The 22703-nt window shown below is 60.7% G+C and carries 16 protein-coding genes; 6 read left to right on the top strand and 10 right to left on the bottom strand.

What is annotated here, in order from left to right:
• Positions 1–257 precede the first annotated feature (257 nt).
• On the bottom strand, positions 258–596 hold the full coding sequence (locus K5Y35_RS18220) for a DUF6124 family protein (protein ID WP_123462371.1): 339 nt from the start codon (positions 594–596) through the stop codon (positions 258–260).
• Positions 597–726: 130 nt separating this feature from the next.
• Between K5Y35_RS18220 and K5Y35_RS18225 the strand changes: the two genes are divergently transcribed.
• Positions 727–1383: a LexA family protein gene (locus K5Y35_RS18225; protein ID WP_123462373.1), complete on the top strand. Its 657-nt coding sequence runs from the start codon at positions 727–729 to the stop codon at positions 1381–1383.
• Between the two features lie 39 nt (positions 1384–1422).
• Here the strand turns inward: K5Y35_RS18225 and K5Y35_RS18230 are convergent, their stop codons facing one another.
• The 4 genes from K5Y35_RS18230 to K5Y35_RS18245 all read right to left on the bottom strand — a co-directional run bounded on the left by K5Y35_RS18230 (position 1423) and on the right by K5Y35_RS18245 (position 7066).
• On the bottom strand, positions 1423–3372 hold the full coding sequence (locus K5Y35_RS18230) for an acetyl/propionyl/methylcrotonyl-CoA carboxylase subunit alpha (protein WP_222832533.1): 1950 nt from the start codon (positions 3370–3372) through the stop codon (positions 1423–1425).
• Positions 3372–4181: a gamma-carboxygeranoyl-CoA hydratase gene (locus K5Y35_RS18235; protein ID WP_222832534.1), complete on the bottom strand. Its 810-nt coding sequence runs from the start codon at positions 4179–4181 to the stop codon at positions 3372–3374. Before K5Y35_RS18235 ends, K5Y35_RS18230 begins: the two co-directional genes overlap by 1 nt.
• A gap of 13 nt (positions 4182–4194) precedes the next feature.
• The gene (locus K5Y35_RS18240; protein WP_123462379.1) at positions 4195–5799 is read right to left on the bottom strand and encodes a carboxyl transferase domain-containing protein; all 1605 of its coding nucleotides are present in this window, start codon (positions 5797–5799) and stop codon (positions 4195–4197) included.
• A 103-nt stretch (positions 5800–5902) separates the two neighbouring features.
• Positions 5903–7066 (bottom strand): isovaleryl-CoA dehydrogenase, encoded by a 1164-nt coding sequence (locus K5Y35_RS18245; RefSeq protein ID WP_222832535.1) that lies wholly within the window; start codon positions 7064–7066, stop codon positions 5903–5905.
• 296 nt (positions 7067–7362) lie between these two features.
• Between K5Y35_RS18245 and K5Y35_RS18250 the strand changes: the two genes are divergently transcribed.
• Positions 7363–9060: an AMP-binding protein gene (locus tag K5Y35_RS18250; protein WP_222832536.1), complete on the top strand. Its 1698-nt coding sequence runs from the start codon at positions 7363–7365 to the stop codon at positions 9058–9060.
• 665 nt (positions 9061–9725) lie between these two features.
• Here K5Y35_RS18250 and K5Y35_RS18255 read toward each other — a convergent pair.
• From K5Y35_RS18255 to K5Y35_RS18265, 3 genes are all read right to left on the bottom strand, one after another.
• The gene (locus tag K5Y35_RS18255) at positions 9726–10625 is read right to left on the bottom strand and encodes a hydroxymethylglutaryl-CoA lyase (RefSeq protein ID WP_128616369.1); all 900 of its coding nucleotides are present in this window, start codon (positions 10623–10625) and stop codon (positions 9726–9728) included.
• 144 nt (positions 10626–10769) lie between these two features.
• Positions 10770–11168 carry a MerR family transcriptional regulator gene (locus K5Y35_RS18260; RefSeq protein ID WP_042559912.1) on the bottom strand — a complete coding sequence of 133 codons (399 nt, stop codon included), beginning with the start codon at positions 11166–11168 and terminating at the stop codon, positions 10770–10772.
• A 142-nt stretch (positions 11169–11310) separates the two neighbouring features.
• Positions 11311–12246, bottom strand: coding sequence for a LysR family transcriptional regulator (locus K5Y35_RS18265; RefSeq protein ID WP_007917233.1), 936 nt, complete (start codon positions 12244–12246; stop codon positions 11311–11313).
• A 171-nt stretch (positions 12247–12417) separates the two neighbouring features.
• On the opposite strand from K5Y35_RS18265, the gene K5Y35_RS18270 reads away from it, so the two are divergent.
• A complete protein-coding gene (locus K5Y35_RS18270; RefSeq protein ID WP_123462387.1) occupies positions 12418–13647 on the top strand; it encodes an acyl-CoA dehydrogenase in 1230 nt (409 codons plus the stop codon).
• Between the two features lie 144 nt (positions 13648–13791).
• Here K5Y35_RS18270 and K5Y35_RS18275 read toward each other — a convergent pair whose 3' ends face one another.
• Both K5Y35_RS18275 and xthA read right to left on the bottom strand, forming a co-directional pair.
• Complete coding sequence (locus K5Y35_RS18275; protein WP_222832537.1) at positions 13792–15126, bottom strand: substrate-binding domain-containing protein; 1335 nt, start codon at positions 15124–15126, stop codon at positions 13792–13794.
• A 180-nt stretch (positions 15127–15306) separates the two neighbouring features.
• A complete protein-coding gene (gene xthA / locus K5Y35_RS18280) occupies positions 15307–16119 on the bottom strand; it encodes an exodeoxyribonuclease III (protein ID WP_123462390.1) in 813 nt (270 codons plus the stop codon).
• A gap of 326 nt (positions 16120–16445) precedes the next feature.
• On the opposite strand from xthA, the gene K5Y35_RS18285 reads away from it, so the two are divergent.
• The 3 genes from K5Y35_RS18285 to K5Y35_RS18295 all read left to right on the top strand — a co-directional run bounded on the left by K5Y35_RS18285 (position 16446) and on the right by K5Y35_RS18295 (position 22561).
• A complete protein-coding gene (locus K5Y35_RS18285) occupies positions 16446–17096 on the top strand; it encodes a GNAT family N-acetyltransferase (RefSeq protein ID WP_123462394.1) in 651 nt (216 codons plus the stop codon).
• 66 nt (positions 17097–17162) lie between these two features.
• A complete protein-coding gene (locus K5Y35_RS18290; protein ID WP_222832538.1) occupies positions 17163–18890 on the top strand; it encodes an autotransporter assembly complex protein TamA in 1728 nt (575 codons plus the stop codon).
• On the top strand, positions 18887–22561 hold the full coding sequence (locus K5Y35_RS18295; RefSeq protein WP_222832539.1) for a translocation/assembly module TamB domain-containing protein: 3675 nt from the start codon (positions 18887–18889) through the stop codon (positions 22559–22561). The genes K5Y35_RS18290 and K5Y35_RS18295 overlap by 4 nt, the downstream gene beginning before the upstream one ends.
• Positions 22562–22703: the final 142 nt, after the last annotated feature.

Here is a 22703-nt window from a genome sequence, read left to right on the forward strand (position 1 = left end):
TTTGCAGCACTTAAAGACTTCATTAGCCTGAAGCCATAAGCCCGAAAAACGGGTAAAAAAAGACCCGGCAAAAAGCCGGGTCAAAAACCGTGATTAGCCTGATGAGGAGATAGTCCAGAAGACCGACCTAAGGTCTCTGGCCCATCGACTGATCTCGCGACCAGTTGCTTGCAATAATAATCATTATCATTTGCAAGTCAAATGTTTTTATCTGCGCGATTGGAAAATTCTTTTCCGTCCGTTCCACTCAAGGTCGTTCAGACCTCATCGCCATCGAGCGAATGGTCGACCATTGCCCGCGCCATATCCACCATGTGCACCACTGAAAACGCCAGGTCGCGACTCGCGCCCTGCAGGTTCTCTGCGGCCTTGAACGCAGTGGCGGCGGCGCAACGCAACAGATCCGAGGCGTGCACCAGTGCTTCTTCGCCACTGAGATGGTGCCTGACATTGAAAAAACGCTCGCCCGACTCGGGTTCTGACACAGCTGGTTTCAAGTAGTAATCCAGGGCGCGCTGCGCCGCGGCATTGCCTTGAGGCGAGGTGAACATGGTGTCCATTTGCAGATCGGGCAAGTCTTTGCTGCTGATATTCATGATGATGGGCCACTCCTTGTTTGATTGAAAATCCGTGCTTGCAGAATAGTACGATGCGTAGTTGTGACCAGAATTTAAATACTACAATATGTGTTTTGCTAGCCGAAGGCGTCCGCGTAAGGTGCCGCACATGGATAAATGGATTGAGTTGGTCAAGGCCAAGATGAGTGAACTCAAAATCACTCAAACAGAGCTCGGAGAGCGCGTCGGCATGTCCCAGGGCGGGATCGGCCATTGGCTGAACAAACGTCGCGAACCTGGGATCACGGAAATGAACCGTGTGTTGCAGGCACTGGGCATGGACTTCCTGGAAGTGGTGCTGGTGATTCGCGAGCCGCCGCTGACCCCGGATGACGAAATGCCGCTGGCGCAGAAGTACAACCCGTACTTCCGCTACCCGGTCAGTGACTGGCACATGCCCTGTGAGGTGCGCGAAAGCGGGGAGTCAGCATATGCCGCATCGGACAAGCAGCGTTTCGAACTGACGGATTACCACGCCCGTGGTGCGGCATTCTGGTTGACGGTGGCGGGGGATTCGATGACCGCGCCCAGCGGCCCCAGCATCGCCGAGGGCATGCTGATTCTGGTCGATCCGGAGGTGGAGGCAGTGCCCGGCAAACTGGTCATCGCCCAGTGGGCGGACAGCGCTGAAGCGATCTTTCGCAAACTCGACGAAGAGGGCGGCCAGCGTTACTTGGTGCCGCTCAATCCGACCTGGCCGAAAGCCTTGTTGACCGACGAGTGTCGGATCATTGGTGTTGTGGTGCAGGCAACGGCACGTTACTAGTCAGATCGATCCTCGCTCGGCGCAGGATCGATCGCTCACTCATACTTCTTCCAGTTCAACCAAAGCGCTGCCTTCGCCAACCATCTCGCCTTCCTGGCAATACAGCGCTTTGATCACCCCGGCGTGCGGCGCACGAATGCTGTGCTCCATTTTCATGGCTTCCAGCACCACCAGTTGCGCACCGGCCTCGACCGCTTGCCCGGCCTCGACCAGCACCCGCACGATACTGCCGTTCATCGGTGCCGTCAGGCCGCCCTGATGACTGTGGCTGGCTTCCACGGCGCTGATCGGATCGTAAGCCTCAATGCGACGCAACTCGCCTTCCCATTGCAGGTACAGCGCATCGCCCTGGCGAATCGCCCGCAATGTCCGGCGTACGCCGTCGTGCTCGATGATCAGCGTTTCACCTGACAGCGTAGCGTTGCCAACAGCCCCCAGCGTCCGCGCGCGATCCTGACCCTCGCAAGTCAAATGCAGGGTCAGTTCCCGAGGCAGACCTGCTCGCAAGCCGCTATTGAGCGACCACGGCGACGCGGGATCATCCGACCGCGTAATCGCCGGCAGACTCTGCGCAAACGCCTGCCCGGCGGCGGCCCAGAACTCATCGCTCAAGGGTTGTGGGGCAGGCAGCAGCTGCTCCTGGTAACGCGGAATAAACCCGGTATCCAGTTCCGCTGCGGCAAACGCCGGGTGCGCAATGATCCGCCGCAAAAAGTTGATGTTGGTCTTCAGCCCGCCAATCGCGAACTCATCGAGCATGCTCAGCAACCGCAGACGCGCCTGTTCACGGTCCTCGCCCCAGGCAATCAATTTGCCGAGCATCGGGTCATAGAACGGTGAAATCTCGTCCCCTTGCTCAACGCCGCTGTCCACCCGCCGCCCCGGCCCTTGCGCCGACTCGCGATACAGCGCCAGACGCCCGGTCGCCGGCAGAAAATCATTTGCCGGATCCTCGGCATATAACCGGACTTCAATCGCGTGGCCATTGAGCGGCACTTGATCCTGAGTCATCGGTAACGCTTCACCACGGGCCACGCGGATCTGCCAGGCCACCAGGTCCAGACCGGTGATGGCTTCCGTCACCGGGTGCTCGACCTGCAGCCGCGTATTCATCTCCATAAAGAAGAATTCGCCGCGTGCATCCAGCAGGAACTCCACCGTGCCGGCGCCGACATAGCCAATCGCCTGGGCCGAACGCACTGCCGCTTCACCCATGGCGCGGCGCAGTTGCGGCGACAGCCCCGGTGCCGGCGCTTCTTCGACGACTTTCTGATGCCGACGCTGAATCGAGCAATCGCGCTCGTTGAGATACAGGCAGTGGCCATGCTGATCGGCAAACACCTGGATTTCCACGTGACGCGGCTTGAGCAGGTATTTCTCCACCAGCATCCGCGAATCGCCGAACGATGACTGCGCCTCACGCTGGGCCGAGGCGAGGGCTTCGGCCAACTGGCTGACGTCCTCGACTACTTTCATGCCTTTGCCGCCGCCGCCCGCGGTGGCTTTGAGCAACACCGGATAACCGATGCGCTCGCAGGCCTCGCGGAAGGTGTCCAGATCCTGCGCCTCGCCGTGATAGCCGGGCACCAGCGGCACGCCGGCGGTTTCCATCAAGGCCTTGGCGGCAGACTTGCTGCCCATGGCGTCAATGGCTGCGGCGGGCGGGCCGAGGAAAATCAGCCCGGCCGCTTCGATGGCGCGAGCGAACCCGGCGTTCTCCGAGAGAAAGCCATAACCCGGATGAATCGCCTGGGCGCCGCTGGCCTTGGCCGCGGCGATCAGTTTGTCGATTTGCAGATAGCTCTCGGCAGCTTTGCTGCCACCCAGATCGACCCGGATATCGGCTTCGCGGCTGTGCCGCGCCTCACGGTCGGTGGCGCTGTGCACCGCCACGGTGGTCAGGCCCAGCGCCTTGGCGGTACGCATGACCCGGCAAGCGATTTCGCCACGGTTGGCCACCAGCAGGGTAGTGATAACAGGTGCGTTCATCAACGCGACTCCTTGGTGATGGCTTGCCAGCTCGGCGGACGTTTTTGCAGAAAGGCACGCAAGCCCTCCTGGCCTTCCGGACTGACGCGGATCCGGGCGATGGCGTTTTCGGTGTAGCGCCGCAGCGCCGGAGTCAGCGCGCCGTTGCCGACCTCACGCAGCAAATCCTTGCTGGCGCGCATCGCGGCGGGGCTGTTGAGCAGCAGGTTGTCGATCCATTGCTCGACGGCCTGATCAAGCTCGGCAGCCGGGTAGCTCTCGGACAGCAAGCCGATTTCGCGTGCCCGCTGCCCGCCAAAACGCTCGGCGGTCAACGCGTATCGACGCGCAGCACGTTCGCCGATGGCCTGCACCACGAACGGACTGATCACTGCCGGCGCCAGACCGATGCGCACTTCCGACAGGCAGAATTGCGCGTCATCGGCGCCAATTGCCATGTCGCAGCAACTGATCAGGCCCAGCGCGCCACCGAACGCCGCACCTTGCACCACGGCCAGGGTCGGGATTTTCAGTTTGGCGAGGTTGTACATCAGCTCCGCCAGCTCGCGGGCGTCGTCCAGATTGGTGTGGTAATCGAGTTCGGCCGACTGCTGCATCCACGCCAGATCGGCACCGGCGCTGAAGTGCTTGCCATGTCCGCGCACCAACAGAAAGCGCAGGCTGGCGTCGCTGGCAACCTTGTCCAGCGCCAGAATCAGCTCGCGGATCATCTCTGCGTTGAACGCGTTGTTCTTTTCTGCACGGTTGAGCCACAGGGTGGCGAAACCCCGTGGGTCGCGCTGCAGTTCGAGGGTGTTGAAGTCGCTCATGAGATTCTCCCGATCACATCCGGAACACGCCGAAGCGGCTCGGTTCGATAGGCGCGTTCAACGACGCGGACAAGGCCAGGGCCAGCACATCGCGGGTCTGCGCCGGGTCGATGACGCCGTCGTCCCACAGCCGTGCGCTGGAGTAATAGGGGTGACCCTGCTCTTCGTACTGGTCGAGGATCGGCTGCTTGATCTCGGCTTCCTGCTCGGCGCTGAAGCCCTGACCGCTGCGTTCGGCTTGTTCACGCTTGACCTGCACCAGCACGCCGGCAGCCTGCTCGGCACCCATCACGCCGATGCGCGCATTCGGCCACATCCACAGGAAACGCGGATCGTAAGCCCGCCCGCACATGCCGTAGTTGCCGGCGCCGAAGCTGCCGCCGATGATCACGGTGAACTTCGGCACCTTGGCGCAAGCCACCGCCGTCACCAGTTTTGCACCGTGTTTGGCAATGCCACCGGCTTCGTATTTCTGGCCGACCATGAACCCGGTGATGTTTTGCAGGAACAGCAGCGGAATGCCGCGCTGGCAGGCCAGTTCGATGAAGTGCGCGCCTTTTTGCGCGGCTTCGGCGAAGAGGATGCCGTTGTTGGCGAGGATCGCGATCGGGTAGCCGTGCAGGTGCGCAAAACCGCAGACCAGCGTGGTACCGAACAGCGCCTTGAATTCATCGAACACCGAGCCATCGACCAGCCGCGCGATCACTTCACGCACGTCGAACGGCTGCTTGGCGTCGGCCGAGACCACGCCATACAGCTCGTCGCTGGCGTAAAGCGGCGCAATCGGGGTGCGTTGTTGCACCTCGCCCAGCTTGCGCCAATTGAGGTTGGCCACGCTGCGGCGGGCGAGGGCGAGGGCGTGTTCGTCGCTCTCGGCGTAATGGTCGGCCACCCCGGAAACCTTGCAGTGCACATCGGCACCGCCGAGGTCTTCAGCGCTGACCACTTCACCGGTCGCCGCTTTCACCAGTGGCGGGCCGGCGAGAAAAATCGTCGCCTGATTGCGCACCATGATCGCTTCGTCGGCCATCGCCGGCACATACGCGCCACCGGCAGTGCACGAGCCCATGACCACGGCAATCTGCGGAATGCCCATCGCGCTCATGTTGGCCTGGTTGAAGAAGATCCGGCCGAAGTGTTCGCGATCCGGAAACACTTCGTCCTGGCGCGGCAGGTTGGCGCCGCCCGAGTCCACCAGATAGATGCACGGCAGGCGATTTTGCTGAGCGATGGTCTGCGCGCGCAGGTGTTTTTTTACGGTCAGCGGATAGTACGAACCGCCTTTCACCGTCGCGTCGTTGGCGACGATCATGCATTCGACGCCTTCGACCCGGCCGATCCCGGCGATCACGCCGGCCGCCGGTACGTCTTCGCCATACACAGCGTGGGCGGCCAACTGGCTGATTTCCAGAAAGGGCGAACCCGGATCAAGCAAACGGTTGATCCGCTCGCGAGGCAGCAATTTACCCCGCGAGGTGTGGCGTTCCTGGGCTTTTGCGCCGCCACCCTGCGCCACTTGGGCGAGCAAGGTGTGCAGGGCGTCGACCTGTTCAAGCATCGCCGCGCTGTTGGCAGCGAACTCCGCTGAACGGGGATTGAGCTGAGTGTGCAGAATCATGGGCTACTCCGTAGCAGCTGAAGTTTCAAGCTGCAAGCTGCAAGTTGAGGCAAGAGCGCATGTCTCTTGTCGCTTGAGGCTCGCAGCTTGCCGCTGACGAAATTCATTTCGTTTCGTTGAACAGCTCGCGGCCGATCAGCATGCGGCGGATCTCACTGGTGCCAGCACCGATTTCGTACAGCTTGGCGTCACGCAGCAAACGGCCCGCCGGGAATTCGTTGATGTAGCCGTTACCGCCGAGAATCTGGATCGCGTCGAGGGCCATTTGCGTGGCGCGCTCGGCGGTGTAGAGGATCACCCCGGCGGCATCCTTGCGGGTGGTCTCGCCGCGCTCGCAAGCCTGGGCCACCGCATACAGGTAGGCGCGGCTGGCATTGAGCTGGGTGTACATGTCGGCGACTTTGCCCTGGATCAACTGGAACTCGCCGATGCTCTGACCGAACTGTTTGCGGTCGTGGATGTACGGCACGATCAGGTCCATGCACGACTGCATGATCCCGGTCGGGCCGCCGGACAGCACCACGCGTTCGTAATCGAGGCCGCTCATCAGCACTTTCACACCGCCGTTGAGCACGCCGAGGATGTTCTCTTCCGGTACTTCAACGTCATCGAAAAACAGCTCGCAGGTGTTGGAGCCGCGCATGCCGAGCTTGTCGAACTTGTTGCTGCGGCTGAAGCCTTTCCAGTCGCGCTCGACGATGAACGCAGTGATGCCGTGCGGGCCTTTTTCCAGGTCGGTCTTGGCGTAGATCACGTAGGTATTGGCGTCAGGGCCGTTGGTGATCCAGGTCTTGCTGCCGTTGAGGACGAAGTGGTCGCCGCGTTTGTCGGCACGCAGTTTCATCGAAACCACGTCGGACCCGGCGTTCGGCTCGCTCATGGCAAGGGCGCCGACGTGTTCGCCGCTGATCAGCTTCGGCAGGTATTTGCTTTTCTGTTCGTGATTGCCGTTGCGATTGATCTGGTTGACGCAGAGGTTGGAGTGCGCGCCGTAGGACAGTGCCACCGAGGCCGAACCGCGGCTGATTTCTTCCATCGCCACCACGTGTGCCAGGTAGCCCAGACCTGCGCCACCGTACTCTTCCGGCACGGTGATGCCGAGCAGGCCCATATCGCCGAATTTGCGCCACATGTCGGCAGGGAACAGGTTGTCGCGGTCGATATGCGCAGCACGTGGAGCGATCTGATCGGCGACGAAGGACTGAACCTGATCGCGCAGCATGTCGATGGTTTCACCGAGGGCGAAGTTCAGGGATGGGTAGCTCATGGGTCACCTTTTGGCTTTTTTGTAGGGTGGGGAGGGCGGTCGAACGGCTCTCACCTTTACGTTAACGTAAGCCTGCGGCGGATGGCTGTCAATCACCCTTTACGTTAACGTCAACTTGAGCGAGAGTAAGGGCAGTTCAAGATTGAAACGGAGCAGACCTTGTGGGAGCGAGCTTGCTCGCGAGAGCGTCAGATCAGTCAACATGGATGCTGAATCCGCTGGCCTCTTCGCGAGCAAGCTCGCTCCCACCGGGATTAAATCCGACAAACCCATAAATAAAGACAATAGGGGTCGTCATGGATCAACCCAGTGCAAACCCGCAGCGCAGCTACACCCGTGGTTCTCAGGACAAAGCCCTGCTGGCGATGACCATCGGGCAGAAGTTCGATCAGACCGCCGCGCAATATCCTGACGGTGAAGCGCTCGTCGTGCGCCATCAGCAACTGCGCTATTCCTGGCGACAACTGGCCGATGCGGTGGACCTGCACGCCAGAGCGCTGCTGGCGCTGGGGATGCAGGCGGGCGATCGGCTCGGAATCTGGGCGCCAAACTGCGCGCAATGGTGCATCACGCAAATCGCCACGGCGAAGATCGGCGTGATTCTGGTCAACATCAACCCGGCCTACCGCAGCACCGAACTCGAGTACGTGCTCAAGCAATCCGGCTGCCAATGGCTGGTCTGTGCCGGAGCGTTCAAGTCCTCCAACTACCACACCCTGTTACAAGGGTTGGTGCCGGAACTGGCCGAGCAATCCATTGGCCAGTTGCGCAGCGAACGCCTCCCCGAACTGCGAGGGGTAATCAGTCTTGACGCGCAACCACCGTCAGGTTTTCTGCCGTGGTCGCAACTGGCCGATCTGGCCACCAGCATCTCTCCCGAACAACTACACGAACGCAGTGACAGCCTGCACTTCGATCAAGCGGTCAACATTCAGTACACCTCCGGCACCACCGGTTTCCCCAAGGGCGCGACCCTCAGTCATTACAACATCCTCAACAACGGCTACATGGTCGGCGAAAGCATCGGCCTGACGCCTGCCGATCGCCTGGTGATCCCGGTGCCGCTGTATCACTGCTTCGGCATGGTCATGGGCAATCTCGGCTGCATTACCCATGGCAGCACGATGATTTACCCCAACGACGCTTTCGATCCGTTGCTGACCCTGCACGCCGTGGTCGAAGAGAAAGCCACCGGTCTGTATGGCGTGCCGACCATGTTCATCGCCATGCTCGACCAGCCGCAACGCGGCGAATTCGATTCGTCGAGCCTGCGCACCGGGATCATGGCCGGCGCCACGTGCCCGATCGAAGTGATGCGGCGAGTCATCAACGAGATGCACATGAGCGAAGTGCAGATCGCTTACGGCATGACCGAAACCAGCCCGGTGTCGCTGCAGACCGGGCCAAACGATGAGCTTGAATTGCGCGTGACCACCGTCGGCCGCACCCAGCCGCAGCTGGAAAGCAAGATCATCGACGAAGCCGGCAATCTGGTGCCGCGTGGCACCATCGGTGAACTGTGCACCCGCGGTTACAGCGTGATGCTCGGCTACTGGAACAACCCGCAGGCCACTGCCGAAGCCATTGATGAGGCGGGCTGGATGCACACCGGCGACCTGGCGAGCATGAACGCCGAGGGCTATGTGAACATCGCCGGGCGCAACAAGGACATGATCATTCGTGGCGGCGAGAACATCTACCCGCGTGAGCTGGAGGAGTTTTTCTTCACCCATCCGGCCGTGGCGGATGTGCAGGTGATCGGTATTCCGTGCTCGCGCTACGGTGAGGAGATTGTTGCCTGGATCAAATTCCACCCGGGCCACAGTGCCACCGAGCTGGAATTGCAAACCTGGTGCAAGGAGCGCATTGCGCACTTCAAGACGCCGCGTTACTTCAAGTTCGTCGAGGATTTTCCGATGACGGTGACGGGCAAGATCCAGAAATTCAGGATGCGTGAAGTCAGCATCGAAGAGCTACGCGAAAAGCAGGCTTGATAGGGATCAAGTGTAGGAGTGAGCCTGCTCGCGATGCCGGTGTGTCAGTCGATGCAAATATTGACTGGTACACCGGCATCGCGAGCAGGCTCACTCCGACAGGGGATTTGGGGGGATTCAGGAATCACAGAAAGCACAAAGGGGAGCCGAGGCTCCCCTTTAATTTTGTCGTCGCGTGCTCTTTTTATTATTGAGGGGCGGTCTGTTGTTGTTTTTGGCAACCGTTGCCCTTTACCGCTGTTTTTGGCGACCCCCATCCGGGGTCAAGAGCAAACGTATTTTTTTGAGCGCTGATCTGCTTTCTCGTTAAACGATCCAACCGATTCGGGAGCTACCTGAAGGTAGTTTTATTGTTCTCTGCCCGGTTGCGGGTCACTCCTGAGAGCACCCTGAAAAGCACACCTTCTCCAAAAAAATCTGTTAGCTGCGTCTCTGCCGTGTTGTTTTTGTTATGTCAGAGTCGGTACGTCTTATTTTTATTGGTTTGCTGCTTTTTATTCTTGTTATGCCATAGAGATAGCAGAAGCCGTGCCAACTTTTAAAATTCCTTATTAATCAATGCCTTAATATTTTTCAGAATTTTTCGATCAGGCAGAACCAGACAATTTGTTTCCGTGTTACCCGCTTGCGTCCACATTTCGGACGCAGCGGTAACACCCATCCCCTCACTGTGCGCTACGGGCCTTGGCCACGCGCGAACCGCTCGGGCGACCGAGCACGGCACTGATTTGCTGACCCGCGGCAATCAAGGCGTCCAGGTCGATACCGGTCTGAATACCGAGGCCATTGAGCAGGTACACCACATCTTCGGTGGCCACGTTACCGCTCGCGCCTTTGGCGTACGGGCAGCCGCCCAGCCCTGCGATAGAGCTGTCGAACACGGCAATACCTTCGAGCAGGCTGGCATAGATGTTGGCCATGGCCTGGCCGTAGGTGTCGTGGAAGTGCCCGGCGAGCTTTTCCCGTGGCACTTGCGCCGACACCACCTCGAACAGACGGCGAGTCGCGCCCGCCGTGCCGGTGCCGATGGTGTCGCCGAGGGACACTTCATAGCAGCCCATCGCATACAGCTCGCGGGCGACCATCGCCACTTGCTCGGGGGCGACCGTGCCTTCGTACGGGCACCCGAGCACGCAAGACACGTAACCGCGCACGGTAACGCCGTGCTGTTTTGCGGCTTCCATGATCGGTGCGAAGCGCGCCAGGCTTTCGCTGATCGAGCAGTTGATGTTGCGCTGCGAGAACGCTTCGGAGGCGGCGGCGAACACCGCGACTTCCTTGACCCCGGCGGCGAGGGCGTCTTCAAAACCGCGCAGGTTCGGCGCCAATGCACCGTAGGTGACGCCGGGCTTGCGCTGAATCTGCGCGAACACCTCAGCCGAACCGGCCATTTGCGGTACCCACTTGGGCGAAACGAAACTGCCGACTTCTATATAGCCAAGACCTGCGGCGCTCAAAGCATCGACCAGTTGCACCTTGTCGGCCACGCTGATCGGTTGGGCTTCGTTCTGCAGGCCATCGCGCGGGCCGACTTCGATCAGGCGTACTTGGGAGGGGAGGGACATGGGCGGACCTGCTCTGGTGAATTCGTGGAGAACCCCTGTAGGAGTGAGCCTGCTCGCGATCGCGGAGTGCCAGATAAAAACTGCTTGACTGATACACCGCTATCGCGAGCAGGCTCACTCCTACAGGGGGATTGGTGTTGTTTGTCAGATGGCCTGCTGGCTCTTGAGCGTCTGCTCCAGCGCCTGCACGCAGCGCTCTTCGGCGGTATCGAGTTCCAGCTTCATCTGCTCAATGTCGAGCAACTGTTGCTCCAGTTGTTCGCGACGCTCGCTGATTTTCGCCAGCATGCTGTTGAGCTGTTTGGTGTTACCGCTGGAGGGGTCGTAGAGTTCGATCAGTTCGCGGCATTCGGCCAGGGAAAAACCGATGCGCTTGCCGCGCAGGATGAGCTTCAGGCTGACCTTGTCGCGGGGCGAATAAATGCGTTCCTGGCCTCGACGCTCGGGGCTGAGCAGGCCTTGTTCTTCATAAAAACGGATCGCCCGGGTGGTGATGTCCAGCTCGCGGGCGAGGTCGGAAATACTGTAGGTCTGACTGCTCATGAAAGCGCTCGAAAGAAGGTCTTGGCGCTAAGCTAATGGCTGGTTGACGTTTACGTCAAGCAAGAAAAGGATCGCAGTCTTGGGCAACTCCTGCACCTGTCTGTGCAGGAACTGCCGAAGGCTGCGATCTTTTGCTCTTTCCTCAAACCACCTGCTTATCCAGCTTCTTCTCCTGCGCCGTCACCTGCTGGCACAACTCGATCATCTGTTCACGCATCCAGCGGTTGGCCGGATCCTGATCGGTGCTTTCATGCCAATACAGGTGCGTTTCCACCGGCGGCACATCATTCACCGGTAAATTGAACGCCTGCAGTTCATGGCGTCGGGCAAACCGTTCCGGCACCGTCATGACCATGTCGGTCTGCTGCATCACCTGCGATGCCATCAGATAGTGCTGCGAGCGCAGGGCAATCTTGCGCTGAATGCCCATTTTGCCGAGGGCCAGATCGACGTACCCCAGGCCGCTGCGGCGGCTGGAAATATGGATGTGGGTCAGCGACAGGTAATCATCCAGCGACAGTTTTTCCTTGCCCGCCATGGGGTGACCTTTGCGCATCGCGCAGACGTAACGGTCTTCCATCAATTTGACGTGGCGCACCTGCGGGTCGGTGTTGAGCGGCGCATCTACGGCGAAGTCGAGGCGCCCGGCGGCCAGTTCCTTGGTGGTTTCCCGGCGTTTGGACAGAAAACTTTCGATGATCACCGTCGGCGCCAGACGACGCAGGCGCTGGAACAGCGGCGGCAGAATCACCGCTTCGGTGAGGTCGGTCATGCTGATGCGGTAGGTCTTGACCGCTTGCGCCGGGTTGAAAATGCGGCTTTCCTGAACCGATACGCGCAGCAGCGACAGGGCGTTGCGCACCGGGCCGATGATGTTCTGCGCCATCGGCGTCGGCACCATGCCCTGAGCTGTGCGCACGAACAGCGGGTCGTTGAAGGTTTCACGCAACCGCGCCAGGGCGTTGGACACCGCCGGCTGGGTGATGCCGACAATCTGCCCGGCGCGGGTCAGGTTGGCTTCGGTGTAGATCGCGTCGAAGACGATGAAAAGGTTGAGGTCGACCTTACTCAGATTCATAACGCGGCTTCTCTTGTTTTTAGGGGCGAGTGTTCAGGGGCTGATGATCAGTGAATCATATATCGGTGATGAATGTTTATACACGCCGAGAATAGGCTAGGTAAATTATCAGCGCTGTTCTAGCATCGAATGCATGACTTAAACAACCTCTGCCACAGAAGGTATTCGCTCATGGATTTCGCTTATTCGCCCAAGGTGCAAGAACTGCGTGAGCGCGTGACCGCGTTCATGGACACTTACGTTTACCCGGCCGAAGCCGTGTTCGAACGCCAGGTTGCCGAAGGCGATCGGTGGCAGCCAACGGCGATCATGGAAGAGCTCAAAGCCAGGGCGAAGGCTGAAGGTCTGTGGAACTTGTTTCTGCCCGAGTCAGAACTCGGCGCCGGCCTGACCAACCTGGAATACGCACCCCTGGCGGAAATCATGGGCCGCTCGTTGCTCGGTCCTGAGCCGTTCAACTGCTCGGCGCCGGACACCGGCAACATGGAAGTGCTGGTGCGCTACGCCAATGAAGAACAAAAACAGCGCTGGCTCGAACCGCTGCTGCGCGGCGAGATCCGTTCGGCGTTCGCCATGACCGAACCGGACGTTGCCTCGTCCGACGCCACCAACATGGCCGCCCGCGCCGTGCGCGATGGCGACGAGTGGGTGATCAACGGCAAGAAGTGGTGGACCTCCGGCGCGTGCGATCCGCGTTGCAAGATCCTGATCTTCATGGGCCTGAGCAATCCTGACGCTCCGCGTCACGCCCAGCACTCGATGATCCTCGTGCCGGTCGACACCCCCGGGGTGAAAATCCTCCGTCCGCTACCGGTATTCGGTTATGACGATGCGCCGCACGGTCACGCCGAAGTGCTGTTCGACAACGTGCGAGTGCCGTACGAAAACGTTCTGCTCGGTGAGGGCCGCGGTTTCGAAATCGCTCAGGGGCGACTTGGCCCAGGCCGCATTCACCACTGCATGCGTTCGATCGGCATGGCCGAGCGTGCGCTGGAATTGATGTGCAAGCGTTCGGTGAGTCGCACCGCGTTCGGCAAACCCTTGGCGCGTCTGGGCGGGAATGTCGACAAGATCGCCGACTCGCGCATGGAAATCGACATGGCCCGCCTGCTGACATTGAAAGCGGCCTACATGATGGACACCGTCGGTAACAAAGTGGCGAAGAGCGAGATCGCGCAGATCAAGGTGGTCGCGCCGAATGTGGCGCTGCGGGTGATCGACCGGGCGATCCAGATGCATGGCGGGGCCGGGGTGTCGAACGATTTTCCGTTGGCCTACATGTACGCCATGCAGCGCACCCTGCGCCTGGCCGACGGCCCGGACGAAGTGCACCGCGCAGCGATTGGCAAGTTCGAGATCGGCAAGTATGTGCCGAAAGAGATGCTGCGCAGCGAGCGCTGATCCTGGACTGAGTTATCGTTCATCGCTGGCAAGCCAGCTCCCACAGTGTCCGAGTCGTACACAAAACTCATGTACGCTCAAAAAACCTGTGGGAGCTGGCTTGCCAGCGATGACGCAAGCAGGTTCAACACATCAATATCAGGCTCAATACACCCAAACCTCAACCCGCCGATTCTTGATCCGCCCCTCATCCGCGCTGTTCGCCGCCACCGGCATCAACGCGCCAAACCCGCGTACCTCACGCAACACCACGCCGTTCTTCACCAACTCCCGTCGCACCGCCATCGCGCGCAGTTTCGACAACAAGTCCGCCCGCGCCGGGTCATTCTTTTCATCACCAAAGCCCACCAGCGTCACCGCCCGGTCGGTTTTGTCATGGCGTTCTATATAGTCGAGTACGCGGGCGAGATCCTGACGCGCCTTGTTGTCCAGGTTCGCGCTGCCTTCCTCGAAACGGAAGTTCACCGTCAGACGTTGGGCGTGGCGGCTGAGGGATTGATAGCCCTCGGGCATCAGTGCATTCGGCGCGACGCTCATGGCGTGTACGGTCTGGCTGATAAAACCGTTGGCTGCGACGATTGCCTGCCCCTGCGGACTTTGCGCAAACGCAACCAACGCCTTCGCCCATGGATGGTTGCTGTCGGGCGGTAGATAGAAGAACAAGCGCCGCGACAGCGGATAGTCCTCGGTGGCGATCAGGCTGTTGAAGGGGAGCATTGATTGCGACGCGCCATCGGCAATCGCCACGGCTTTGGCCTGACGCACATAGGGCAAACCGATAAAGCCAATGCCCTGCGGATCGGCGCTGACCGCGTCGGACAATTGCTCGCTGGATTCAAAGCGTTTCGCCGCACTGTTCAGACTTTTCCCGCGACGATTGAGGACCAGTTCCTTAAACGTGTCGTAGGTGCCGGACTGGTCATCACGCGCATATAAATGAATCGGCCCGCCACGCCCGCCGAGCGCTTCCCAGGTTTTCACCTCGCCGGCGAAGATCCGCGCCAGTTGCTCGGTGTCGAGCTGCTGCAGCGGATTGTCGGGGTGCAGGATGATTGCCAGGCCGTCGATGGCGATGACTTGCTCGGCTTCAGGACTCTTCATGTCGCCGAGCGCTTGCAGGCTGAGCAGTTCGCTGTCCTTGATCGGACGGGATGACGCGGCGAGGTCGGCAGCGGCGGCTTTCAGCGCCGTGAAGCCGGTGCTGGAACCGTGAGCGGCGATGTCCACGACCACGCGTTTACCTTGCGCGGTCTGGCCGACGACGCGTTGTTCGTTGGCGGTGTCCGGGGTTTCGCGGTGGACTTTGAGCAAGCCTTGTTCCAGCAACAGGCCTTCGACCAATGCGGGGCCAAGCGCCGCGCCGATGGTGTTGGAACCCTGAATGCGCAACACCGGGCCGTTTTCAGAGATGGGCAGGGTGGCGGCAGACACCGACAGCCATGCACTCGACAGAAAAACGAACAGAACACGCAGGGTCATGCCGGCACCGAATCAAGCCAAGGGGATTGCCGGGGAGATTAAGTCAGGCGCATGACCGAAACATGACACCGATGAAACTGTGGGAGCGAGCTTGCTCGCGAATACGGAGTGTCAGTCACCCGATATGTTTCTGATGCAACGCATTCGCGAGCAAGCTCGCTCCCACAGGCGATTCGAAGGTCAGGCCAGTTCCAGCCAGATCGGCGCGTGATCTGACGGTTTTTCCATCCCGCGCAGTTCATAGTCCACACCGGCATCCTTCACCCGAGGCAACAAGCCATGGGAGGCGAGGATCACGTCGATGCGCAGGCCACGTTTCGGCTCATCTTCAAAGCCACGGCTGCGATAGTCGAACCAGCTGAACATGTCGGTGACGTCCGGGTTCAAGTGGCGATAGCTGTCGGTCAGGCCCCAGTTTTTCAGGCGGGCCATCCACTCGCGCTCTTCCGGCAGGAAGCTGCATTTGCCGGTTTTCAGCCAGCGCTTCATGTTGTCCGGGCCGATGCCGATGTCGCTGTCTTCCGGGGAAATGTTCACATCGCCCATCACCACCAGCGGCTGTTCGTTGTGGAACTGGCTTTCCAGCAGGGCCTGCAGATCACTGTAGAAACGCTGTTTGGCGGGGAATTTGGTCGGGTGGTCGCGGCTTTCGCCCTGCGGGAAGTAGCCGTTCATGATGGTCACCGGCACGCCATTGGCGTCGGCGAACGTGCCCCAGATGAAACGGCGCTGGGCGTCTTCTTCATCGGTGGCGAAGCCTTTGTGAACAGCGATCGGCTCGTTGCGCGAGAGCAGGGCGACGCCGTAATGGCCTTTCTGGCCGTGGAAATACACGTGGTAGCCGAGGGCGCGCACTTCTTCGAGCGGGAACTGGTCGTCGTGGACTTTGGTTTCCTGCAGGCCGATCACGTCCGGCTGGTGTTTTTCGATCAGCGCTGCCAGCTGATGCGGACGGGCGCGCAGTCCGTTGATGTTGAAGGAAACGATCTTCATGGTCGGCAGTCCTGGCAAAAGGGCGATGCTAGCTGACATGGGGGAGATGGGCCAGCGTGGGGCGGGAGAAATCATTTTTGGCGGTAGGATTTGTGTTGCCTGGGCCGGCCCCATCGCTGGCAAGCCAGCTCCCACAGGTTTCTCGGGTGCACATGAATGTTATGAACGACGCGGACGCTGTGGGAGCTGGCTTGCCAGCGATGGGGCCCACCCGGTCGATGAAGATCCAGCCTTGGTCTATACCTGTGGGGAACTGCGCCAGCCGCAAAAGGTTCGTACCAACAAGAGCGCCGCCATTTGGACGCGCCTCGGGGAGAATCATCGTCATGCCTGAAACCCAGACCGCCATCGCCGATATTCACATGCTCGACCGTGGTTACTCCCGCGAAGCCCGATCGCTGCTGTATCAGGCCTATCGCCACGAACCGACCTTCGGTTACCTGTTCGAGGCCGAGCGGCCCGGCTATGAGCAACGGGTGCGCGCCACCGTGCGGGAGCTGGTCAAACAGCATTTTCTGCAGGACCTGCCGGCCATCGGCCTGTTGGTCAACGACCGGTTGATCGGCATCGCCCTGATCGCACCGCCACAGCGTCGCCTGGGGATTACCGAAAGCTGGGCATGGCGCCTGCGCATGGTGCTCAGCACCGGTTTGCGCTGCACTCGGCGTTATCTGGAGTACCACAATGCCGTCGCCGCCTGCGTGCCCGGCGATTCGGTACACATGCTGCCGCTGCTCGGGGTGCACCCGCAGTTCCAGGGCAAACATTTCGGCGAGCAACTGCTGACCGCCGTGCACAACTGGTGCGCCGTCGATGAAACCTCTCAAGGCGTGGTGCTCGACACCGGCAACCCGCGATACCTGGAATTCTATAAACGTCAGGGTTATGAGGAGATTGGCGAAGTTGCCGTCGGCCCGGTGCGTGAACACGTGTTTTTTCACGCCAATCCACAGCTGTTACAAACAGCAATGGCTTGACCATCGAACTTTTTCGGAAATTTCCTGTTCTATCACGCTCCCAAGCCCGTGATAGCATCCGCGCCTATGAAGTTTCCAGGAAGATTTACCAGTGGCGTGCTCATGCTGTTAACCAGCTGCGCGGCGCTGGCGCAAAGTGAATTGGATGTGCGGATCAAACCGTCCAACGATGAACTGAAGGCCAATATAGAGGGCTATATCGGCAGCCTCGGCGATCGTGACGAAGCAGCCTTGCTGCGCTTCAGTCGCGGTGCCGAGGAGCAGGCGCGCAAGGCCGCCCAGGCCTTGGGTTACTACCAGCCGCAGATCGACAGCGACGTCAAGGGCGGGGACAAACCGCGGCTTGTGCTGAAGATTGATCCCGGCGAGCCGATTCGCCTGCGTAACGTCACCATCCGTGTCGACGGCCCGGCGGCCGCTCTCAAATCCTTTCGTGTACCGAACAGCGACGTGCTCAAGTCCGGCGCGGTGCTCAACCATGGCCGCTACGAAGACGCCAAACGGCTGATCCAGAACCAGGCCTCGCGTTTCGGCTTTTTCAGCGGCCATTTCACCAGCCAGAAACTCATGGTCGACCCGCGCGCGGGGGTGGCCGACATCGAACTGATCTACGACAGCGGCCCGCGCTATGCACTGGGCAAAGTCAAATTCGAAGGCGACACACCGTTCGACGAAGACCTGCTGCAACGCATGGTGCCGTTCAAGGAAGGCGAGCCGTATGACTCCGAACTGATCGCCGAACTCAACCGCGACCTGCAATCGAGCGGTTATTTCGAAGGCGTGCGCGTCGATGCCGCGCCCACTTCGGCGAAGAACGACGTGATTCCGGTGGACGTCAAACTCGACACGCGCAAGCCGCGCACCATGGGCCTGGGCCTCGGTTATTCGACCGACGTCGGCCCACGGATCAAGGCCAACTGGACCCGCCACTGGGTCAACCCGCAGGGCGACAGCTACGGCTGGGAAGCCGAACTGTCGGCACCACGGCAGAACGTCGGGCTGTTTTATGACATCCCGCTCGACCCGCCGCTGACCGACAAACTGCGCTGGGCCGGCGGTTATCAATATGAAGACATCGACGGTTCCGACACCCTCAGCAAGCTGCTGACGTTCGGCCCGGAATGGCACAGCAAGCTGCCCAGCGGCTGGCAGCGGGTCATTTCGTTGAAATGGCAGCGTGAGGAATACCAGCTCGGTGACGACTCCGGTCTCAGCACCTTGCTGATGCCCGGTATCAGTTACTCGTACCTGAAAAGCGACAACCGCATCGACCCGCACAATGGCTATCGCTTGACGTTTGAAAGCAAAGTGGCGAAGGAAGGCCTCGGCTCGGACAACAACCTGCTCTATGGCACCGCGTTGATCAAAGGCCTGACCACCGTATTCGACAACCATCGCTTCCTCGGGCGGGTGCAGGTCGGCGGCAGTGCCACCAACGGCTACAACTCGGTACCGCCGTCGCTGCGCTTCTTCGCCGGTGGTGACCAGAGCGTGCGCGGTTACGACTACCAGAGCCTGTCCCCGGAAAACGCCAAGGGCGACCGTATCGGCGGGCGCTACATGGTCGCCGGCAGCGTCGAGTATCAATATTCGATCGCCGAGAAATGGCGGGTGGCGACCTTCGTCGACCAGGGCAACTCCTTCAACAAACTCGAACTGCCGAACCTCAAGACCGGGGTCGGTATCGGTGTGCGCTGGGTCTCGCCGGTGGGGCCGATCCGCCTCGACCTGGCCCATGCGCTGGACGACGATGGCGGCATCCGGCTGCACTTTTCCATGGGGCCTGAGCTGTGAAGCGTGGTTTGAAAATATCCGCAGTGGTGCTGTTGGCGCTGCTGCTGTTGATTGTCTTGAGCATCAGCGCCGTACTCGGCACCCAAGCGGGCAGTCGCTGGGCGCTGGGGTGGGTGCCCGGTCTGAGCGTGGAGAATTTCCAGGGCCGCCTCGGCGGGCAGTGGAGCGCCGATCATCTGGCATGGCAGCAGGACAGCAGTCGGGTCGAGCTGGACAAGCCGATCTTCGCCTGGTCGCCGCTGTGCCTGACCCGCATGACCCTGTGCATCGACCAGCTCAAGGCGGATCAGGTCATTCTGCAATTCCCGCCGAGCGAGGAGACGACTGACAGTGGCCCGATCAAACTGCCGGACCTGCAACTGCCGGTGGCTATCGAACTCGGTGACGTGCAGGTCGGCAGTCTGCTGTTCAACGGCAGCGAGCAGCTCAAGGGCCTGCAACTGGCGGCGCACTGGACCGCCAAGGGGATGCAGATCGACAGCGTCAAACTGCAGCGCGACGATCTGAGCCTGAACCTCTCCGGCCTGCTGCAACCGACCGGCAACTGGCCGTTGAACATCGCCGGCGACCTGAGCTTGCCATCGGTCGGCACAAGCCCCTGGACGCTGGCGCTCAAGGTTGACGGCGACCTGCTGAAAACCCTCAACCTGCACGCCGACAGCCACGGTTACCTCGATGGCCAGTTGAACGGCGAGCTGCAACCGCTGGCGGAAAACCTGCCGGCCAAGGTGCGCATCACTGCGGAGGCGTTCAAACCGAGCGCCGATCTGCCGGACACCCTGCAACTCAATCAATTGGTACTGACCGGCGAAGGCGACCTGAAAAACGGCTATCTGCTAAACGGCAATGCCACGTTGCCCGCCGACAAAGGCCCGGTGGCGCTGCTGCTCAAAGGCAAGGTCGACGCCAGCGGTGCGCAGATCGCCGGCCTCGACCTGACGGCCAACGACAAACAAAGCCTCGCACTCACCGGCAGCGTCGACTGGAGCAAAGGCCTCACGGCTCAGGCCAACATCAATTGGCAGGATTTTCCGTGGCATCGGCTGTATTCCGAGATTGACGAGCCGCAAGTCGCTTTGCGTACCTTCACTGGCGAAGTCTCATACACCGACGGTCAATACATCGGTAACTTCGCCGCCGCACTGGATGGCCCGGCGGGGGCGTTCAGCCTGAGCAGTCCGTTCAGCGGCAGCCTGAAACAGATCGCTTTGCCGCAACTGAAAATGGAAGCGGGGCAGGGCAAGGCCGAGGGGCATGTGAACGTGCAGTTCGCCGACGGCATCGCCTGGGACACTGCGCTGGAACTGTCAGCGTTGAACCCGGCGTACTGGGTCGCCGAGTTGCCGGGCACGTTAGCTGGACCGCTGAAAAGTAAAGGCGAGATGAAGAACGAGCGCCTGAGCCTGACCGCCGACCTCGACTTGAAAGGCAAACTGCGCGGTCAGCCGGCGATCCTGCAAGCCAAGGCTGACGGTGCCGGCGAGCAATGGAACCTCAACGCCCTGCAAATCCGCCTCGGTGACAACAGCATCAACGGCAAGGGCAGCCTGCAACAGAAACTCACCGGGCAGATCGACATCAAGCTGACACGGCTGGCCCAGCTCTGGCCGCAGCTGCGCGGGCAGGTCACTGGCCAGGTCAACGTCGCCGGTACGCTGAAAGCACCGCAAGGCAAGCTCGACCTGCAAGGTGCGCAACTGGCATACCAGGACAATCGCCTGCAAAGCCTCAACTTCGATGCCAGCCTCGACAATGCGCAACGGGCGAAGGTCGATCTGAAGGGCAGCGGGATTCAGGCCGGCGACACTAACCTCGGCGTGTTGACCGCCAGCGCCCAGGGCGACATCAAAAGCCAGAAGCTCAACCTCGACCTGATCGGGCCGAAACTGAAACTGGCCTTGGGGCTGGACGGCAATCTGGACAAGGGCAACTGGCGCGGACGTCTGGCCAGTGGTGACATTCAGGCCGGTGGGCAGGACTGGAAACTGCAAAACCCGGCCAGGCTCGAACGCCTGGCTGACGGCAAGATCAACTTCGGCGCGCATTGCTGGATGTCCGGCAATGCCAGCCTGTGCGGCGAAGACCAGCGGCTGCTGCCCGAGCCGAAATTGCGCTACCACCTCAAGCAATTCCCGATCGAAAGCCTCGCGCAATGGTTGCCGAAGGATTTCGCCTGGCAGGGCAAGCTCAACGCCGACCTGCAACTGGACCTGCCGGCCAGCGGCCCGAACGGCGTGGTCAGTATCGACGCCAGCGGCGGCACTTTGCGCATGAAGGAAAAGGATCAGTGGCTGGACTTTCCGTACCAGACCCTGAAACTCACCAGCAAACTCACACCGAAGCGCATCGACACAGACCTCAACTTCGTCGGCGGCAAGCTTGGCGAACTGATGGTGCAGGCCCAGCTCAATCCACTGCCAAAGAACAAACCGCTGAGCGGCTCGTTCCGTCTTAGCGGGCTGGATCTGTCGGTGGCGCGGCCGTTTGTACCGATGGTCGAAAAGCTCACCGGGCACTTGAACGGCAGTGGCACGATTTCCGGCGGGCTGCTGGCGCCGCTGGTCAACGGCACGGTGAAACTCAGCGACGGCGAAGTCTCCGGCGCCGAGTTGCCGCTGGAACTGAAGGATCTGCAACTGCAAGCGGTGATCGCCGGTGAAGCGGTGCGCCTCGACGGTGGCTGGAAGAGCGGCAAGACCGGCCAGGGCAGCCTCAACGGCAACGTCGCCTGGGGCCAGGCGCTGATGGTCGATCTGGCATTGAAAGGCACGCAGTTGCCGGTCACCGTCGAGCCCTACGCCAAGCTGGAAGTAGCACCGGACCTGAAGATTTCCATGGCCGGCGACGAGTTGAAAATTGCCGGCAAGGTGCAGGTGCCGAGAGGCGAAATCACTGTGCGCGAACTGCCGCCCTCGACGGTGAAAGTCTCCGACGACACGATCATCGTCGGTGCGCAGACCGAAGAGGGCAAGCCGCCGATGGCGATGAAAATGGACATCGACGTGGTGGTCGGCGAAGACAAACTGAGTTTTGCCGGCTTCGGCCTGACCGCCAACCTGCAAGGTCACGTGCACATCGGCGACAACATGGACACCCGCGGCGAACTGTGGCTCAACGACGGCCGATACCGCGCCTACGGCCAGCGCCTGAACGTGCGCCGTGCGCGTCTGTTGTTCGCCGGCCCCATCGATCAGCCGTATCTGGACATCGAAGCGATTCGCCAGACCGATGACGTGATCGCCGGTATTCGCCTGAGCGGCAGCGCCGAGCAGCCGACCACGCAGATCTTCTCCGAGCCGGCCATGAGCCAGGAGCAGGCGTTGTCGTATCTGGTCCTCGGGCGGCCGCTGAGCACCAACGGCGAAGACAACAACATGCTCGCGCAAGCGGCGTTGGGGCTAGGCCTGATGGGCAGTTCCGGGGTGACCAGCGGGCTGGCCAAAGACCTGGGCATTCAGGATTTCCAGCTCGACACCCAAGGCAGTGGCAACACCACCAGCGTGGTCGCCAGTGGCAACATTTCCGAGAAGCTCAGTTTGCGTTATGGCGTCGGCGTGTTCGAACCGGCCAGTACCATTGCGCTGCGTTACAAACTGAGCAAGAAGGTCTATCTGGAAGCGGCCAGCGGTGTCGCCAGTTCGCTGGATATCTTCTACAAGCGCGATTTCTAGATCGCGCTTGCTTCTTGAATCGGGTCGCTGCCATCGCTGGCAAGCCAGCTCCCACACGTCTGTCCGGTGTACCTGAATGTTGTGCCCGGCAAGGACCCTGTGGGAGCTGGCTTGCCAGCGATGGCGTCCTCTGAGGCGCAAT

It is taken from the genome of Pseudomonas sp. SC3(2021), assembly GCF_019856535.1.
GTDB lineage: Bacteria > Pseudomonadota > Gammaproteobacteria > Pseudomonadales > Pseudomonadaceae > Aquipseudomonas > Aquipseudomonas monsensis.

Excerpts from the sequence above, each read along its gene's own strand:
- K5Y35_RS18220 (WP_123462371.1), bottom strand. The coding sequence starts at position 596 with ATGAATATCAGCAGCAAAGACTTGCCCGATCTGCAAATGGACACCATG.
- K5Y35_RS18225 (WP_123462373.1), top strand. The coding sequence starts at position 727 with ATGGATAAATGGATTGAGTTGGTCAAGGCCAAGATGAGTGAACTCAAA.
- K5Y35_RS18230 (WP_222832533.1), bottom strand. The coding sequence starts at position 3,372 with ATGAACGCACCTGTTATCACTACCCTGCTGGTGGCCAACCGTGGCGAA.
- K5Y35_RS18235 (WP_222832534.1), bottom strand. The coding sequence starts at position 4,181 with ATGAGCGACTTCAACACCCTCGAACTGCAGCGCGACCCACGGGGTTTC.
- K5Y35_RS18240 (WP_123462379.1), bottom strand. The coding sequence starts at position 5,799 with ATGATTCTGCACACTCAGCTCAATCCCCGTTCAGCGGAGTTCGCTGCC.
- K5Y35_RS18245 (WP_222832535.1), bottom strand. The coding sequence starts at position 7,066 with ATGAGCTACCCATCCCTGAACTTCGCCCTCGGTGAAACCATCGACATG.
- K5Y35_RS18250 (WP_222832536.1), top strand. The coding sequence starts at position 7,363 with ATGGATCAACCCAGTGCAAACCCGCAGCGCAGCTACACCCGTGGTTCT.
- K5Y35_RS18255 (WP_128616369.1), bottom strand. The coding sequence starts at position 10,625 with ATGTCCCTCCCCTCCCAAGTACGCCTGATCGAAGTCGGCCCGCGCGAT.
- K5Y35_RS18260 (WP_042559912.1), bottom strand. The coding sequence starts at position 11,168 with ATGAGCAGTCAGACCTACAGTATTTCCGACCTCGCCCGCGAGCTGGAC.
- K5Y35_RS18265 (WP_007917233.1), bottom strand. The coding sequence starts at position 12,246 with ATGAATCTGAGTAAGGTCGACCTCAACCTTTTCATCGTCTTCGACGCG.
- K5Y35_RS18270 (WP_123462387.1), top strand. The coding sequence starts at position 12,418 with ATGGATTTCGCTTATTCGCCCAAGGTGCAAGAACTGCGTGAGCGCGTG.
- K5Y35_RS18275 (WP_222832537.1), bottom strand. The coding sequence starts at position 15,126 with ATGACCCTGCGTGTTCTGTTCGTTTTTCTGTCGAGTGCATGGCTGTCG.
- xthA (WP_123462390.1), bottom strand. The coding sequence starts at position 16,119 with ATGAAGATCGTTTCCTTCAACATCAACGGACTGCGCGCCCGTCCGCAT.
- K5Y35_RS18285 (WP_123462394.1), top strand. The coding sequence starts at position 16,446 with ATGCCTGAAACCCAGACCGCCATCGCCGATATTCACATGCTCGACCGT.
- K5Y35_RS18290 (WP_222832538.1), top strand. The coding sequence starts at position 17,163 with ATGAAGTTTCCAGGAAGATTTACCAGTGGCGTGCTCATGCTGTTAACC.